Raw genomic sequence first — 16715 nt, 5'->3', positions numbered from 1 at the left:
GGTGCCAGACAGAATTATAGAATGTCCAAAGCATATTCGCCGCTTCGAATGCCACACCGGCAAAGCCAAGGGTGCTTCCGCTTGCCTCACCTGAAAACCTGTCCGGTCAAGGTTGAACCCCGCAGCGTCTTCATTTCCGTTTCCTGAAAGGACTCGAACCATGGACCATATCGTTATCGTCGGTGCCGGGGAATGTGGCGCCCGCGCCGCCTTCGCCCTTCGCGAAAAGGGCTTCAAGGGAAAGGTCACGCTGGTCGGCGCCGAATCCGTGCTTCCCTATGAACGCCCACCGCTATCGAAGGATGCACTGCTTCACGGCCAAGAGCCAAAACTGGTCTCCGACGCCGGTCGATATGCGAATGCAAAGATCGATCTCGTCACAGGCATGAGCATCGAAAGCATCGACACAACGGGAAAAGCGGTTCGTCTGTCCGACGGCCACAACCTGACCTATGATCGGCTGCTGCTGGCAACGGGTGCGCGCCCGCGTTCCTTTCCCGGACTGCGCGGTAGCAATTGGCGAATCAAGACTCTGCGAACCCACCGTGATGCAGTGATGATCCGCGAATCCCTGCAACCCGGCAAGCATATCGCCGTGATCGGCGGCGGCTTCATCGGGCTGGAACTGGCAGCGACGGCTCGGAAGCGGGGCGCAAAGGTAACACTGATCGAAAGCCAGGCGCGCATCCTGACCCGAGGCGTTCCGGAGGCTATCGCCGACGTGGTTTCCGAACGTCACAAGGCCGAGGGCGTCAACATCATCTGCGGCGCCCGCATCAAGGCGCTTGAGGAGAATCGTAGCGAAGCCCGGGTCGTTCTGGAGGATGGACGCACCATCAACGTCGATATGATCGTTGTGGGGATCGGTGCTCTGCCCAATACCGAACTTGCCCTGGAGGCCGGACTGAAGATCGACAATGGCATCGCGGTCGACGAATATTTGCGCACATCGGATCCTCACATTTTTGCCGCCGGCGATTGCTGCTCGTTTCCGCTGGCCCATTATGATGGCCGCCGCGTTCGACTTGAAGCCTGGCGCAACGCGCAGGACCAGGGTCTGCTCGCCGCAACCAATCTCCTGGGCGGCAAGGAAGCGATCGCGACGGTTCCCTGGTTCTGGTCGGATCAGTATGACTTGACCTTGCAGATTGCTGGTCTGGCAGACGGCGCCGTCATCACCATCAGGCGCAACATGGCCGACGGGGCCTTCATCCTGTTTCATCTGGATGTCACGGGCCGATTGTTGGCGGCAAGCGGTATCGGTCCCGGCAATGCGATCGCCCAGGATATCCGGTTGGCCGAAATGATGATTGCCACCGGCGCCCGGCCCGATCCATTGGCGCTCGCCGCCCCGGAAACCAAGCTGAAATCCCTGCTCGCCGCCTGACATCAGGGCCGTTCCCCTTTCGGTCGGCTGGAACGGCCCGGTCCGCCATTCAACCTTCTTTGCCTTTGGTCCAATTGGATTTTAAGGCGCTGCCATGCCATGTTCCGAGCAAATAGAACAGGGAGAAGGTTGTGACGGATCGGTTCAGGGCAATGGTGATCGAAGATCGGGACGGCGGGCCTGTGTCCGGTTTCAAGGATCTGACGCTTGCAGACCTTCCGGATCATGACGTTCTGGTCGAGGTGCATTTTTCGACGCTGAACTACAAGGACGGGCTTGCCGTGACGGGCAAGGGTCGGATCGCCCGGCGCCTGCCGATGATCGGCGGCGTCGATCTCGCCGGCATCGTTATCGAATCCCGCAGCGCGGACTGGACGACAGGCGACAAGGTCGTCGTCAATGGCTGGGGGCTCTCGGAGACAGAATGGGGCGGCGATTCGCGCTTCCAGCGCCTGAAGCCCGAATGGCTGACGCGATTGCCTGATGCGTTTACGCTCGAAGAAAGCATGGCGATCGGCACTGCCGGTTATACGGCGGCTCTCGCTGTCCGGGCATTGGAGGATTGGGGCACGATCGCCGGCGATCGTCGAGAAGTGCTGGTCACGGGCGCCGCAGGCGGCGTCGGCTCCGTGGCGATCACGCTGCTGGCCGCGCGCGGCTATACCGTCACGGCATCGACCGGACGGCCGGAAACCCATGACTATCTGGCAGAACTCGGCGCGACCGGCTTCATCGACCGCAACACGCTCTCGGAGAAGGGCGGTGCGCTGCAGAAGGAGCGCTGGGCCGGCGCCATCGATTCGGTCGGTTCGACGACGCTCGCCAATGTGCTGGCACAGACAGTCCAGGGTGGAGCGGTTGCCGCCTGCGGTCTCGCCGGTGGTGCCGATCTTCCGGCAACGGTGATGCCGCATATCCTGCGCGGCGTCGCGCTGATCGGCATCGATTCGGTCATGGCTTCGCATGCCAGGCGTGAAAAGGCCTGGGCGCTGCTGGTCGAAAGCCTCGACCGCGACAAGCTTGCCCGCATGACGCAGCAGGAGCCGCTGTCGCGCCTGCCGGAACTGGCTGAGGCCATCGTGGCCGGCAAGGTTCGCGGTCGCGTCGTCTTCGACGTGACGAAATAGGCCAGACCGGCGTCAGCTATTCCGCCGTCGGCCTTCCAGAAGATCAAGCACGGCGCGGCCGGCATCCATGACGTTGGTACCGGGGCCGAAGACCGCGGCAACGCCATGATCGAGCAGGAACTGATAATCCTGGCGCGGCACGACGCCGCCAACCACGACGATGACATCCCCGCCGCCCTTGGCTTTCAGCGCATCGACGAGCTGCGGCGCCAGCGTCTTGTGGCCGGCGGCCAGCGACGACATCCCGATAACATGCACTTTGGCTGCAAGGGCCATGTCTGCGGCCTCTTCCGGCGTCTGGAACAAGGGGCCGGCCAGAACGTCGAAGCCGATGTCGCCGAAGGCCGAGGCGATGATCTTGGCACCGCGATCATGGCCATCCTGCCCGAGCTTGGCGACCATGATCTTTGGTTTGGCGCCGATCGTCTGCGTGAAATTGGAAAGCCGGGCGGCAAGCACTGCCAGTTCCGGCTCGTCCTTGTAGGCCTCGCCATAGATATCGTGGACGACTTCCGGGACGGCGGTATGATCGCCGAAAACGACACGCAAGGCATCCGAGATTTCGCCGACAGTGGCACGGGCGCGCGCGGCGGTCACGGCCGTCTCGAGGATATTGCCGTCTCCGCTGCGCGCCACCTGTGTCAATGCTTCGAGTGCGGCAGTCACTTGCGCCGTGTCGCGTCTGCGCCGCGTTTCCTCGATGCGCCTGACCTGCGCGATACGAACGGCGGCATTGTTGATGTCGAGAATGTCGATATCGTCCTCGGTTTCGAGCCGGTACTTGTTGACGCCGACGATCACCTCTTCGCCCTTATCGACGGCGGCCTGACGGCGTGTCGCAGCTTCCTCGATCAGCCGCTTCGGCAAGCCGTCCGCCACGGCCTTGGTCATACCACCAAGCGCTTCCACCTCTTCCATCAGCGCCCAGGCCTTGTCCGCAAGCTCCGCCGTCAGGCTCTCGACGTAATAGGAGCCGGCTAATGGATCGACGACTTTTGTGACGCCGGTCTCATGCTGGAGGATCAGCTGGGTGTTACGGGCGATGCGCGAGGAGAACTCGGTCGGCAGCGCAATCGCCTCGTCGAAGGAATTGGTGTGCAGGGATTGCGTGCCGCCAAGCACCGCAGACATGGCCTCAAACGCGGTGCGGATGATGTTGTTAAAGGGATCCTGTTCCTGCAGCGAGACGCCGGACGTCTGGCAATGGGTGCGCAACATCAGCGAGGATTGTTTCTTCGGGTGGAACCCTTCCATGATCCGGGTCCAGAGCAACCGGGCAGCGCGGAGCTTGGCCGCCTCCATGAAGAAATTCATGCCGATCGCGAAGAAGAAGGACAGTCGCCCAGCAAATTCATCGACGCTCAGACCTTTGGCAATCGCGGCGCGGACATATTCGCGGCCGTCGGCCAGCGTGAAGGCAAGCTCCTGCACCAGCGTCGCGCCGGCCTCCTGCATGTGATAGCCGGAAATCGAGATCGAATTGAACTTCGGCATCTCGCGGGCCGTGTAGTCGATGATGTCGGCAACGACCCGCATCGAGGGTTCCGGCGGATAGATATAGGTGTTGCGAACCATGAACTCCTTGAGGATGTCGTTCTGGATGGTGCCGGACAGCTGATCGCGCGGCACGCCCTGCTCTTCGCCGGCAACGATGAAGGAGGCAAGGATCGGGATGACGGCGCCGTTCATAGTCATCGAAACCGAGATCTTTTCGAGCGGAATGCCGTCGAACAGGATCTTCATGTCCTCGACCGAATCGATCGCCACCCCCGCCTTGCCGACATCACCTTCGACGCGTGGATGATCGGAATCATAACCCCGATGGGTGGCAAGATCGAAGGCTACGGAAACGCCCTGCTGGCCGCTCGCGAGCGCCTTGCGATAAAAAGCGTTCGAAGCCTCCGCCGTCGAGAACCCCGCATATTGGCGGATCGTCCAGGGCCGTCCGGCATACATGGTGGCACGCGGGCCCCGCGTGAAAGGGGCAAGGCCGGGCAGCGAGCCGAGATGGCTGACGTCCTCCAGATCCGCCTCGGTATAAAGAGGTTTCACGGCGATGCCCTCAGGCGTCTGCCAAGTCAGCGCGTCGGGCGAGGATTTCAGCTCCCGTTCGGCGAGAGCGGACCAATCGGCAAGGGTTTTCGCGATGGGCATTATTCGAACTCCATGATCAGCTCATCCACGGCAAGGCTCGCACCCGCAGCCACTGCCACGCGCTTGACGACACCCCGGCGTTCCGCGCGCAAAATGTTCTCCATCTTCATGGCCTCGACGGTCGCCAGCGTCTGGCCCGCTTCCACGGTTTCGCCTTGGGTCACCGCGACCGCAGTGATCACGCCAGGCATCGGGCAGAGCAGCATCTTTGATGTATCGGGCGGCAGCTTCTTCGGCATCATCAGCGCAAGCTCCGCGACACGCGGGCTGCGGACATGGGCGATGATGTTGATGCCGCGCCAGCGAAGGCGAATACCCGTGCCGAGAAGGTCGATCTTCACGCCCATGATCATGCCGTCGATATCAAAGCTGGCATGGCTGCGCCCCGGCGTCCAATCGCTGGCAACAGCGAGTGTGGTCCCGTCGGAAAACCGGACATTGGCGCCATCCGAGGATGCGTCGAGCGTCACGGCATGTTCGTGGCCAGCGAAGGTGACAACCCAATCCCTGCCGATTACCCGGCGATGATTGCCGATGGTGCCGGAGATCTGCGTGGCGCGGGCCTGAACCGCTTGGTGCACGACGGTTGCGACAGCCGCCAGCTTTTGAGCCGATCCGTCATCCGGCGCAACACCATGGAAACCATCGGGAAATTCCTCGGCGATGAAGGCCGTGGTAATATTGCCGGATCGAAAACGGTCGTGCTGCATGACGGCCGACAGGAAGGGCAGGTTGTGGCCGATGCCCTCGACCTCGAAATCATCGAGTGCTGCGGACATGGCGTCGATCGCCGTCAAACGGGCCGGTCCGCCCTCTTTTTCAGGCGCCCAGGTGCAGAGCTTTGCGACCATCGGATCGTAATACATCGAGATCTCGCCACCCTCGAAGACGCCGGTATCGTTGCGCACGATGGTGCCGTCGGCTTTCGTCCCTTCCACAGGCGGGCGATAGCACGAGAGGCGACCAATCGAGGGTAGGAAGTTGCGATAGGGATCCTCGGCGTAAAGCCGGCTTTCGATCGCCCAGCCGTTCAGCTTCACATCGTCCTGGCCGAAGGCGAGCTTTTCGCCGCCCGCGACCCGGATCATCTGTTCGACCAGATCGACGCCGGTGATCAGTTCCGTGACCGGATGCTCGACCTGCAGGCGGGTATTCATTTCGAGGAAGTAGAAATTTCTGTTACCATCGACGATGAACTCGACGGTGCCAGCCGAATGATAGCCGACCGCCTTCGACAGCGCCACGGCCTGCTCGCCCATCGCGCGACGGGTCGCCTCGTCGAGAAACGGCGATGGCGCCTCCTCGATGACCTTCTGGTTTCGCCGCTGGATCGAACATTCGCGCTCGCCGAGATAAAGCACGGTGCCGTGCTTGTCGCCGAGCACCTGGATTTCGATGTGCCGCGGCTGGGTGACGAACTTCTCAATGAAGATGCGATCATCGCCGAACGAATTCTTCGCCTCTTTCTTCGATGACTGGAAGCCCTCGCGCGCTTCGTCGTCGCTCCAGGCGATGCGCATGCCCTTGCCGCCGCCGCCAGCCGAGGCCTTGATCATCACCGGATAGCCGATCGACGCGGAAATCCGTGCCGCCTCTTCCGCATCCGCAATCAGCCCCATATGACCGGGCACGGTGGAAACGCCAGCTTCCGCCGCCAGCTTCTTCGAGGTGATCTTGTCGCCCATCGCCTTGATGGCGCCCACCGGCAGGCCGATGAAGGCCACGCCCGCCTTTTCCAGCGCCTCGGCAAAAGCGGCATTTTCTGACAGGAAGCCATAGCCCGGATGCACGGCATCGGCACCGGTCTGCTTGATCGCCTCGAGGATTTTGTCGATGACGATATAGGACTGGCTGGACGGCGCCGGCCCGATATGGACGGCCTCATCGGCCATCTCGACATGCAGCGCATTGCGATCGGCATCGGAATAGACGGCGACCGTCCTGATGCCCATCTTTCGGGCCGTCTTGATAACCCGGCAGGCAATTTCGCCTCTGTTGGCGATGAGGATTTTCTGGATCATGGATGGTTGGCCTCGCTCATTCCGCGGTCTTCTTGATGCCGCGCGCCACGCCTGCATCCTTCTTCTCGTCCTCGAAGGCTTGCGGGAAGTTCTTCCGGGCCAAGGGCTCGTTCAGCTTCAGCAGTCCCTCGTAGGACGCCGGATCGAAACCTCTTTCCGCCGGCAGGAGTTCGCGGCCGAACAGGCGGCAGAGGCGCTCTCCGTCCAGATTGCCGCGCTGGAACGGCGTCGTCCCGAAATATTGCCAGAGGGCCTGTACGAAACCGATGTCGGCGAGCGCTACCGTCTGATCCATGGTCCGCTGCCGCGGCCAGGCCGTCAAAGGGGTGACCTTGGAATTGGCCCGGCGCAGGGTGAATTGCCACTGGGTTCCAAGCAGGCCGGCTGGAAAGCCGCGATGCTTGGGCATTTCGGGGGTCTTGGCCATGGCGTCACACCTCAAACACGTCTTCAAACGCTTCCGGAAAGCTCTTTCGCGCCACGCGTTCGTCGATCTGCAGGAGGGCCTCATAGGAAGCCACGTCAAACGGGCTTTCCGCCGGCACGACCTCGCGGCCAAACAGCAGGTTGAGTCGGCCGGCATCGAGGTTGCCGCGCTCGAACGGTTCCGTCCCGAAATGGTGCCAGAGCGCATGCAGGAAGGCGGCATCGACCTTTTGCTCGATCGTGTTCGGACGCGCGAGGCGGGTCAGGGGTTTCAGCGGAGTAACCGCCTTCTCGTTCGGTCTGCGGATGGTGAAATGATGGCCATGGCCCGGCAAGCCGGAGGGAAAGCCCCTGTGTTTCGTCATCTCGGTCCGTTTGGCCATCTGCTTTTCCTTATCTTGGCATCGCCGTCCTAGGCGATCTTGTCCTGCATCTTCGTGTCGAAGTCGGAGGCGTCGTGACGTTCATGCAACTGCTCGGACGGCTCACCGAAGGGCCGGTTGACGATACGCCCACGCTTGACGGCTGGGCGATCCGCGATCTCGGCTGTCCAGCGCTGAACATGCTTATAGCTCTGGACGTCGAGGAACGTTCCGGAATCGCCGTATTGCTTGCCCTGCGCCAGGTTTCCGTACCACGGCCAGATGGCGATGTCGGCGATCGAATAGTCTAAGCCGGCCATGTAGCGGTTATCTGCGAGGTGCCGGTCGAGCACGTCGAGCTGGCGCTTGACCTCCATCGAGAAGCGATCGATCGCATACTGGATGTGCATAGGCGCATAGGCATAAAAATGACCGAAGCCGCCGCCGAGATAGGGTGCCGAGCCCATCTGCCAGAAGAGCCAGTTGATCGCCTCGGTGCGCGCCTTGGGATCCCCAGGCAGGAAGGCACCGAACTTTTCGGCGAGATAAAGCAGGATCGAGCCGGATTCGAAAACGCGTGTCGGCTCCGGCGTCGAGCGATCCATCAGGGCCGGGATCTTCGAGTTCGGATTGACATCGACGAAGCCGGAACCGAACTGGTCGCCCTCGCCGATCTTGATCAGCCAGGCGTCATACTCCGCACCCGTATGACCGGCCGCCAGAAGCTCCTCCAGCATGATCGTCACCTTCACGCCATTCGGCGTCGCCAGCGAATAGAGCTGCAGCGGATGTTTTCCGACCGGCAGCTCCTTGTCGTGTGTCGGCCCGGCGATCGGCCGGTTGATATTGGCAAACTGGCCGCCATTGCCCTTTTCCCAGGTCCAGACCTTGGGAACTTCGTAGCCGGCGGGGAAGTTATCAGCGGGGGATTTTTCAGTCATGAATGTGGGTCCTTGATAGCGGGGCTGTGCTTATGGGAGTGCACATCAGGCATATGGGAAGCGGGCAATGAATTTCGCTAGTGCAGATCGTCACTTTCCGTCCAAGACGTATTTTGTTTTTCCGTCATCCTCGGGCTTGACCCGAGGATGACGGCTGCAGTTTGAGACGAATACCTCCTCACAACGGGATAGTATCGTGCTTGCGCCACAGCTGTTCCTTGCGCTTGCTGCGCAGCGAGGCAAACGCCCGGGCAATCCTGCGGCGTGAGGAATGCGGCATGATCACCTCGTCGATAAAGCCGCGTTCGGCGGCAACGAAGGGGTTGGCGAAGCGGGTCTCGTATTCCTTTGTTCGCGCGGCGATCTTTTCCGGGTCGCCAAGTTCCGAGCGGTAGAGAATTTCGGTGGCACCCTTGGCGCCCATCACAGCGATTTCGGCGGTCGGCCAGGCATAGTTTATGTCGGCGCCGATATGCTTCGAGGCCATGACGTCATAGGCTCCGCCATAGGCTTTTCGGGTGATCAGGGTGACCATCGGCACCGTCGCCTGTGAATAGGCGAAGAGCAGCTTGGCGCCGTGTTTGATGACGCCGCCATATTCCTGCGCGACGCCGGGAAGGAATCCAGGCACGTCGACCAGCGTCAGGATGGGGATCGAGAAGGCATCGCAGAAGCGCACGAAACGGGCGGCCTTGCGCGATGAGTCGATATCCAGGCAGCCGGCCAGCACCATCGGCTGGTTGGCGACAACGCCGACGCTCTGGCCTTCGATGCGGACGAAGCCGGTGATGATATTGCGGGCAAAGGCTTCCTGCAGCTCGAAGAAATCACCTTCGTCGGCGATCGCGTTTATCAGTTCCTTCATGTCGTAGGGCTTGGCCGAACTATCCGGGATCAAGGTGTCGAGCCGCGCCTCAAGCCGCGCCGGGTCATCGTGGAACGGGCGAACGGGTGGTTTCTCGCGATTGTTCAAGGGCAGGAAATCGAACAGCAGGCGCACCTGCTCCAGCGTCTCTATATCGTTCTCATAGGCTGCATCCGCCACCGAAGACTTCTTTGTATGGGTGCCGGCGCCGCCCAGTTCCTCGGCCGTGACGATTTCGTTGGTGACGGTCTTCACCACGTCAGGGCCCGTGACGAACATGTAGGATGTATCGCGAACCATGAAGATGAAATCGGTCATCGCAGGCGAATAAACAGCACCGCCGGCGCAGGGGCCCATGATGACGGAGATCTGCGGAATGACGCCGGAGGCCTCGGCATTGCGGCGAAAGACTTCTGCATAGCCGGCAAGCGAAGCCACACCTTCCTGGATGCGGGCGCCGCCCGAATCGTTGAGGCCGATGACAGGAGCGCCGTTGCGCACCGCCATGTCCATGATCTTGCAGATCTTCTGCGCATGTGTTTCGGACAGGGAGCCGCCAAGTACGGTGAAATCCTGGGAGAAGACGTAAACCTGTCGCCCGTTGATCGTGCCCCAACCGGTCACGACGCCGTCGCCAGCCACGTTCTGTTCCGCCATGCCGAAATCGACAGCGCGGTGGGTGACGTACATGTCGTATTCTTCGAAGGAACCCTCATCGAGCAGCACTTCGATGCGCTCGCGAGCGGTCAATTTGCCCTTGGCATGTTGGGCGTCGATCCGCTTTTGCCCGCCGCCTGCGCGCGCCTCGGCCCGCCGGGCCTCCACCTGTTCCAGAACTGCGCGCATGCCTGTCGCCGCCTCCCATCGTCTTTGCTTTGTGGCGGAACAAGAGAACAATCGCGGCAAAATCGCAAGAGCGACGAAAGGCTTTGTGACGAAAGGATGAAAGCAGACCAGTGGACGAGGGCTAACCCAGGCGACTCTCCCGCAAGTTTCGGGCAGTCTCGGCCAACAGGCCGATTGGAGCCTTTTGCTCAGAATGTCGGCGGCGTGTTGATCCACAACAGCACAGTTTCACCATCATGCCGGTTCGACCAGGCATGCTGACGGCGGCTGGCGAAATAAAGCGAATCGCCGGGACCGAGATCGTGAAACTGGTCGGCGTCGAGCACGAACTCGACCCGGCCGGACAGCACATAGACGAATTCCTCGCCCTCATGCTTATAGGCGCCTTCGCTGGAGGCGCCGGGTTCCAGCACGAAGCGATGGCAATCCATCTGGTTGCGGCCTTCGGCCAGCATCTGGATGGTGACACCGGGCGTGGTGCGCGGCCAGTTGCGCCACTCGCCGGCCCTCACGACGGCCCGCACCTCTCCTTCGTCCTTACCCGACAGGCTGGACACCGTGCTTCCGAAATATTCAGCGAGATTATGCAGGACGGCGACCGAAACACCCTGCGAGGTGCGCTCCAGCGTCGAGAGGATGGAGGCCGCGATACCGATATCGCCGGCCACCTGCTCCAGCGTCTTGCCGGCCCCGTGCCGCAGGCTGCGCAGCTTGCGCCCGATTTCGAAGGTTGACGCGCCCTCGGTCGGGGGCCCCGCCGTCCCCTCGTCGCTTACAGGTAATTCGGCATCCAGCGCCTCGCGAATGGCAGCGGGGTTGAGGCCGCGTTCGACCCGGAGCCAGGAAATCCGCTTCAGTCGTGCCAGGTCATTTTCGCTGTATTGCCGGTGCCCTGTGACAGAGCGTTCCGGCACGACGAGGCCCTGTGTTTCCCAAAGCCTGAGTGTGGATGCCGACACACCGGCAAGCCGTGCCGCCTCGGCGACCTTGTAACGGAGAACGGTTACGGCATCATCGGTCATCCCATTTCCCTTCCTGTCGCCAAAAGGCAGCATGCGCCGCGTTCCCGCATATCACAGGCGGATCTATTCACACCCCTGCTCATCTGATCACGAAAATTCATTTGCTATCCTACAGAAAAAATGTAGGTAATATTCCATCATTCTCCATGATAATACAACCCCAGCTTCCGGGATCACGACCATGACAAGCCTGACCGACCGCAAGAATGCCGCCATCTCCCGTGGCGTTGGCATGACCACGCAGATCTACGCCGACCGGGCCGAAAATTCGGAAATCTGGGACAAGGAAGGCAATCGCTACATCGATTTTGCTGCCGGCATCGCCGTGGTCAATACCGGCCACCGCCACCCGCGCGTCATCGAAGCCGTCAAGGCGCAGCTTGATCGCTTTACCCACACCTGCCACCAGGTCGTACCTTACGAAAATTACGTCGAACTCGCCGAACGTCTCAACGCCATCGTTCCCGGCAATTTCGCGAAGAAAACGATCTTCGTCACCACCGGCGCTGAAGCTGTCGAAAATGCCGTGAAAATCGCCCGCGCCGCCACGGGACGCCAGGCCGTCATCGCATTTTCCGGCGGCTTCCATGGCCGTACCTTCATGGGCATGGCGCTGACCGGCAAGGTTGTTCCCTACAAGGTCGGCTTCGGCGCGATGCCGGCCGACGTCTTTCACGCCCCTTCCCGGTCGAGATGCACGGTACGACTGTCGAACAGTCGCTCGGCGTGTTGAAAAAGCTCTTCGCTGCCGATGTCGATCCGAACCGCGTCGCCGCCATCATCGTCGAGCCGGTCCAAGGCGAAGGCGGCTTCTACCCTGTCCCGGTCGCCTTCATGAAGGCGCTGCGCGAAATCTGCGACCAGCATGGCATCCTGCTCATCGCTGACGAAGTGCAGACTGGCTTTGCCCGGACCGGCAAGCTCTTCGCCATGGAACATTATGGCGTTGCCGCCGACCTGACGACCATGGCAAAAGGCCTTGGCGGCGGATTTCCGATTGCGGCCGTCACAGGCCGCGCCGAGATTATGGATGCGCCCGGCCCGGGTGGCCTTGGCGGCACCTATGCCGGCAACCCGATCGGTGTTGCAGCGGCGCATGCCGTGCTCGACGTCATCAAGGACGAGGATCTCTGCAACCGTGCCGAACAACTCGGCGGCCGATTGAAGCAACGTCTTGCTTCTATCCGTGAGAAAGCACCGGAAATCGTCGATATCCGTGGCCCCGGCTTTATGAATGCCGTCGAGTTCAACGACGTCACGACCAACCTACCGAGCGCGGATTTCGCCAACAAGGTGCGCCTGAAGGCGCTCGAAAAAGGCCTTATCCTGCTCACTTGCGGTGTTTACGGCAATGTCATCCGCTTCCTGGCGCCGATCACCATCCAGGATGGGGTTTTTGCCGAAGCCCTCGACATCCTCGAAGCATCGATCCTCGAAGTCCGCGCCTAGGTCGATCACCATCCTCAATCTCTCCATCGGGCGGCTCCTTGCCCGATGGACCCCGGCTATCTTTATCGGCTATCGGCATCGGTCTGCGGCTTTCTCAGCCGACACCGCCTTACCGTGCCCCCAGGGCACGGGTCTCGCCAGAAAGGATCACCAATGATCTTTACGGAAACGCTGATCGCCCATGTAAAGGCGCCAGATCTGCTGGGGCTAGCTAATGCGCCGTTCGGCCCGGATGCCCGGACCTTTGATGTGCGCAATCCCGCAAACGGCGCGCTCCTCGCCACTTTGCCGGACATGGGCGTTACGGAAACCTGCGCGGCGATCGACGCGGCATCCGAGGCACGGTTTGCCTGGGCAGAGCGGCCGGCCGGGGAACGAAGCACCATCCTGCGCCGCTGGCATGATCTGATCATCGTCCATATCGACGACCTGGCCGCGATCCTGACGGCGGAAATGGGCAAGCCGTTTTCGGAATCGCGATCCGAGGTGCAGCACGCCGCCGCCTATATCGAATGGTATGCGGAGGAGGCAAAACGCGTCTATGGCGAGACCATTCCCGCGCCCTCGACCGACCGTCGCATGCTGGTCATCAAGCAGCCGGTCGGCGTGGTCGGCACCATTACCCCTGGAACTTTCCGGCCTCCATGGTTGCCCGAAAAATTGCGCCGGCGCTCGCCGTCGGCTGCACCGTCATCCTGAAGCCGGCGGAACAGACGCCGCTGGTTGCCTTTGCCATGCACGCCCTGGCGATCCGCGCCGGTTTTCCCAAAGGTGTCTTCAACCTCATCCTGGCCTCCGAAGGAGATGCGATCGGCCGCGAACTCTGCGGCAATCCGAAGGTCCGCAAGATCAGCTTCACCGGCTCGACCGAGGTCGGCCGCATCCTGATGCGGCAGTGCTCCGACCAGATCAAGAAAGTCAGTCTTGAACTCGGCGGCAGCGCGCCTTTCATCGTCTTCGACGACGCAGATATCGACGCCGCCGTCGATGGCGCAGTGCAGGCGAAATTCCGCAATGCCGGGCAGACCTGCACATCCGCCAACCGCATCTATGTGCAGGCCCGTGTCTATGACGAATTTGCGCGCAAGCTCGCTGTGGAAGTCGGCAAGCTTACTGTCGGCGACGGTTTCACGCCCGGCGTGACGATCGGCCCGCTGATCGACGACCGGGCACTCGGCAAGGTCGAAAGCCATGTCAACGACGCCGTCGCCAAGGGCGCGACGTTGCTCTGCGGCGGCAAGCGGCTGTCCGGCGCCTTTTTCGAGCCAACCGTGCTCGGCGATGTCGATGGCCGCATGCTGGTCGCCTGCGACGAGACCTTCGGTCCCGTGGCCCCGATCATCCGCTTCGAGACGATGGAAGACGTCATCCACCAGGCAAACGACACGATCTACGGGCTTGCCGCATATTTCTACGCGACGGAGCTGAAGAAGGTCTGGCGCGTGGCCGAGGCGCTGGAATATGGCATGATCGGTATCAACACCGGCCGTATGTCCTCTGAAGCCGCCCCTTCGGCGGCCTCAAGCAATCCGGCATCGGCCGCGAGGGCTCCCGCCACGGCGCGGAGGACTATCTGGAGATGAAATATCTCTGCATGGGGAATATTTGAGGCCCTGTCAGGGCTTCATCCCGATCTCCGCCAGCACCTCATCCGTGTGCTCCCCGAGCCGTGGCGCGCCGCGGTCCAACGCCAGACCTGCGTCCGAAAACCGAAGCGGAGTCCGCACGCCGGGAACGGTTCCAGCGGCAGCGCCGGTGTGCGGCACCTCGATGCGCATGCCGCGGTGGACGATCTGCGGATCCTCGAAAACGTCGCCGACCGTATTGATCGGGCCGCCCGGCACACCGGCAGCCTCAAGCAATGCCAGCAATGCGTCGCGCGCGTGTTTCCCCGTTTCCGCGCTCAGTGCCGGCGTCAGGCTATCGCGGTTGGCGACGCGGCTCGCATTCGTCAGGTAGCGCGGATCGGCAGCCAAATCGTCCCGGCCCAGCAGCGCGCAGAACTTGACGAACTGGCGGTCGTTGCCGACCGCGACGATCAGGTGGCCATCGGCTGTCGGAAAAACTTGATAGGGCGCGATGTTGGGGTGGGCATTACCCATGCGGGTCGGCGCCTTGCCCGAAACGAGGAAATTCAGCGCCTGATTGGCCAGCACGCCGGTCATGCAGTCGAGCAGCGCCATATCGATATGCTGGCCGGTTCCCGTGCGCTCGCGCTGGGCAAGGGCCGCCTGCACAGCGATGACGCCATAGAGCCCGGTGAAGATATCGGCGAAGGCGACGCCGATCTTCTGCGGCTCGCCGGCCGGATCACCGGTCAGGTCCATAATGCCGCTCATGCCCTGGACGATGTAGTCGTAGCCCGCCCTATGGGCATAAGGGCCGTCCTGCCCGAAGCCGGTGACCGAGCAATAGACGAGGCGCGGATTGACCTTTCGCAGGCTCTCATAGTCGAGGCCGTATTTCTCAAGCCCGCCAACCTTGAAGTTCTCCAGCAGCACATCGGACTGCACAGCCAGCTGCCGCACCGCCTCTTGGCCCTCCGGCGTGGTGAAATCGAGCACGACGGAGCGCTTGCCGCGATTGCAGGCGTGGAAATAGGCCGCATCCAGCTTCTCGCCGTCCGCCCCCTCGATGAAGGGCGGCCCCCAGATGCGCGTGTCGTCACCGGCAGGGCTTTCCACCTTGATGACGTCAGCTCCGAGATCAGCCAGCGTCTGGCCGATCCACGGGCCGGCGAGGATGCGGGCAAGTTCGAGAACCTTCAGCCCCTTCAGCGGCGCGTCCATCGCCGGGCTCAGAAGAAGGCCTGCAGCCCGGTCTGGGCGCGGCCGAGGATTAGGGCATGAACATCGTGCGTTCCCTCATAGGTATTCACCGTCTCGAGGTTCACCATATGGCGCATCACCTGGTAATCCTCGGAAATACCATTGCCACCATGCATGTCGCGGGCAGCGCGAGCGATATCGAGGGACTTGCCGCAATTGTTGCGCTTGACCATGGAAATCATCTCGGGCGCCATCCGCCCCTCGTCCATAAGCCGGCCGACGCGCAGCGAGGCCTGCAGGCCGAGCGTGATTTCCGTCTGCATGTCGGCAAGCTTCTTCTGGAAGAGCTGGGTCTGCGCCAAGGGCCGGCCGAACTGCTTACGATCGAGGCCGTATTGCCGGGCCGCATGCCAGCAGAATTCCGCCGAGCCGAGAACGCCCCATGAGATGCCATAGCGGGCGCGGTTAAGGCAGCCGAACGGACCCTTCAGGCCCTCGACATTAGGCAAAAGTGCATCCTCGCCGACCTCGACATTGTCCATCACGATCTCGCCGGTGATCGAGGCGCGCAGCGAAAGCTTGCCGCCGATCTTGGGGGCCGAAAGACCCTTCATGCCCTTTTCCAGCACAAAGCCACGGATCGCATTGCCATGGGTTTCGGATTTCGCCCAGACGACGAAGACATCGGCGATCGGCGCATTGAAATCCACATCTTCGAACCGTTCAGCCGGTACCCGGCATCGGTCTTTACCGCGCGCGTCTTCATGCCACCTGGATCAGACCCGGCATCGGGCTCCGTCAGACCGAAACAGCCGATCCATTCGCCACTGATCAGTTTTGGCAAATACTTCTGCTTTTGTGCTTCGGAGCCGTAGGAGAGGATGGGGTAGATGACGAGCGAGGACTGAACGCTCATCATCGAGCGATAGCCGCTGTCAACCCGCTCGACCTCGCGGGCAACAAGACCATAGGCCACATAGGAGGCCGCGACACCGCCATAGGCTTCCGGCACGGTCACGCCCAACAGCCCCAGGTCGCCCATTTCGCGGAAGATCGACGGGTCTGTCTGCTCGGTACGATAGGCATCGATGACACGCGGCTGCAGTCTGTCCTGCGCATAGGCGCGCGCCGTATCGCGGATCATCCGCTCGTCCTCGGACAATTGATCCTCAAGCAGGAACGCATCGTCCCACTGGAACTCGTTTTTCGCGGCCATGTCTCTCTCCCATGCAGTCCTGTCCCGTTATGACAAGCGATAGCCCGCTGTTCAAACGAAATTGCGGCACAGCCTCATGCGCGCCTGGAATGTGCCTGAGCGCGCTTGCAATCCTTGACCCGCTGCGGAAT

At 61.7% G+C, this 16715-nt stretch carries 10 protein-coding genes and 3 pseudogenes; 4 read left to right on the top strand and 9 right to left on the bottom strand.

The genetic code is table 11. The features are described 5' to 3' along the window. Positions 1-160 precede the first annotated feature (160 nt). On the top strand, positions 161-1387 hold the full coding sequence (locus P6U16_RS12105) for an FAD-dependent oxidoreductase (protein ID WP_277700798.1): 1227 nt from the start codon (positions 161-163) through the stop codon (positions 1385-1387). Positions 1388-1518: 131 nt separating this feature from the next. Next, on the top strand, positions 1519-2514 hold the full coding sequence (locus P6U16_RS12100; RefSeq protein ID WP_277700797.1) for an MDR family oxidoreductase: 996 nt from the start codon (positions 1519-1521) through the stop codon (positions 2512-2514). A gap of 12 nt (positions 2515-2526) precedes the next feature. Here P6U16_RS12100 and scpA read toward each other — a convergent pair whose 3' ends face one another. From scpA to P6U16_RS12065, 7 genes are all read right to left on the bottom strand, one after another. Then, on the bottom strand, positions 2527-4668 hold the full coding sequence (gene scpA, locus P6U16_RS12095) for a methylmalonyl-CoA mutase (protein WP_277700796.1): 2142 nt from the start codon (positions 4666-4668) through the stop codon (positions 2527-2529). Beyond that, complete coding sequence (locus P6U16_RS12090) at positions 4668-6689, bottom strand: acetyl/propionyl/methylcrotonyl-CoA carboxylase subunit alpha (protein WP_277700795.1); 2022 nt, start codon at positions 6687-6689, stop codon at positions 4668-4670. Before P6U16_RS12090 ends, scpA begins: the two co-directional genes overlap by 1 nt. A 16-nt stretch (positions 6690-6705) precedes the next feature. Beyond that, positions 6706-7116 carry a hypothetical protein gene (locus P6U16_RS12085; RefSeq protein ID WP_277700794.1) on the bottom strand — a complete coding sequence of 137 codons (411 nt, stop codon included), beginning with the start codon at positions 7114-7116 and terminating at the stop codon, positions 6706-6708. A gap of 4 nt (positions 7117-7120) precedes the next feature. Then, positions 7121-7498, bottom strand: coding sequence for a hypothetical protein (locus P6U16_RS12080; protein ID WP_277700793.1), 378 nt, complete (start codon positions 7496-7498; stop codon positions 7121-7123). A gap of 29 nt (positions 7499-7527) precedes the next feature. Next, positions 7528-8418 (bottom strand): glutathione-dependent disulfide-bond oxidoreductase, encoded by an 891-nt coding sequence (gene yghU, locus P6U16_RS12075; protein ID WP_277700792.1) that lies wholly within the window; start codon positions 8416-8418, stop codon positions 7528-7530. A gap of 178 nt (positions 8419-8596) precedes the next feature. Further along, a complete protein-coding gene (locus P6U16_RS12070) occupies positions 8597-10129 on the bottom strand; it encodes an acyl-CoA carboxylase subunit beta (protein WP_277700791.1) in 1533 nt (510 codons plus the stop codon). A gap of 188 nt (positions 10130-10317) precedes the next feature. Then, the gene (locus tag P6U16_RS12065) at positions 10318-11151 is read right to left on the bottom strand and encodes a MerR family transcriptional regulator (RefSeq protein WP_277700790.1); all 834 of its coding nucleotides are present in this window, start codon (positions 11149-11151) and stop codon (positions 10318-10320) included. Positions 11152-11332: 181 nt separating this feature from the next. On the opposite strand from P6U16_RS12065, the pseudogene P6U16_RS12060 reads away from it, so the two are divergent. After that, positions 11333-12600 (top strand): annotated as a pseudogene (locus P6U16_RS12060) (aminotransferase class III-fold pyridoxal phosphate-dependent enzyme). A 153-nt stretch (positions 12601-12753) separates the two neighbouring features. Then, positions 12754-14209 (top strand): annotated as a pseudogene (locus P6U16_RS12055) (NAD-dependent succinate-semialdehyde dehydrogenase). Positions 14210-14216: 7 nt separating this feature from the next. On the opposite strand, the gene P6U16_RS12050 reads toward P6U16_RS12055, so the two are convergent. Together P6U16_RS12050 and P6U16_RS12045 are read right to left on the bottom strand one after the other, a co-directional pair. Beyond that, positions 14217-15389 (bottom strand): CaiB/BaiF CoA-transferase family protein, encoded by a 1173-nt coding sequence (locus P6U16_RS12050; RefSeq protein ID WP_277700789.1) that lies wholly within the window; start codon positions 15387-15389, stop codon positions 14217-14219. 8 nt (positions 15390-15397) lie between these two features. After that, positions 15398-16584, bottom strand: a pseudogene (locus tag P6U16_RS12045) (acyl-CoA dehydrogenase). Between the last annotated feature and the right edge of the window lie 131 nt (positions 16585-16715).

This window comes from Rhizobium sp. 32-5/1 (genome assembly GCF_029537235.1).
Lineage (GTDB): Bacteria > Pseudomonadota > Alphaproteobacteria > Rhizobiales > Rhizobiaceae > Pararhizobium.
Note: the sequence above shows the minus strand (reverse complement) of the source record. Positions and strands in the feature narration are given on the sequence as shown.

Coding starts and splice junctions, on each gene's coding strand:
- P6U16_RS12105 (WP_277700798.1), top strand. CDS start 161: ATGGACCATATCGTTATCGTCGGTGCCGGGGAATGTGGCGCCCGCGCC.
- scpA (WP_277700796.1), bottom strand. CDS start 4,668: ATGCCCATCGCGAAAACCCTTGCCGATTGGTCCGCTCTCGCCGAACGG.
- P6U16_RS12090 (WP_277700795.1), bottom strand. CDS start 6,689: ATGATCCAGAAAATCCTCATCGCCAACAGAGGCGAAATTGCCTGCCGG.
- P6U16_RS12085 (WP_277700794.1), bottom strand. CDS start 7,116: ATGGCCAAGACCCCCGAAATGCCCAAGCATCGCGGCTTTCCAGCCGGC.
- P6U16_RS12080 (WP_277700793.1), bottom strand. CDS start 7,498: ATGGCCAAACGGACCGAGATGACGAAACACAGGGGCTTTCCCTCCGGC.
- yghU (WP_277700792.1), bottom strand. CDS start 8,418: ATGACTGAAAAATCCCCCGCTGATAACTTCCCCGCCGGCTACGAAGTT.
- P6U16_RS12070 (WP_277700791.1), bottom strand. CDS start 10,129: ATGCGCGCAGTTCTGGAACAGGTGGAGGCCCGGCGGGCCGAGGCGCGC.
- P6U16_RS12065 (WP_277700790.1), bottom strand. CDS start 11,151: ATGACCGATGATGCCGTAACCGTTCTCCGTTACAAGGTCGCCGAGGCG.
- P6U16_RS12050 (WP_277700789.1), bottom strand. CDS start 15,389: ATGGACGCGCCGCTGAAGGGGCTGAAGGTTCTCGAACTTGCCCGCATC.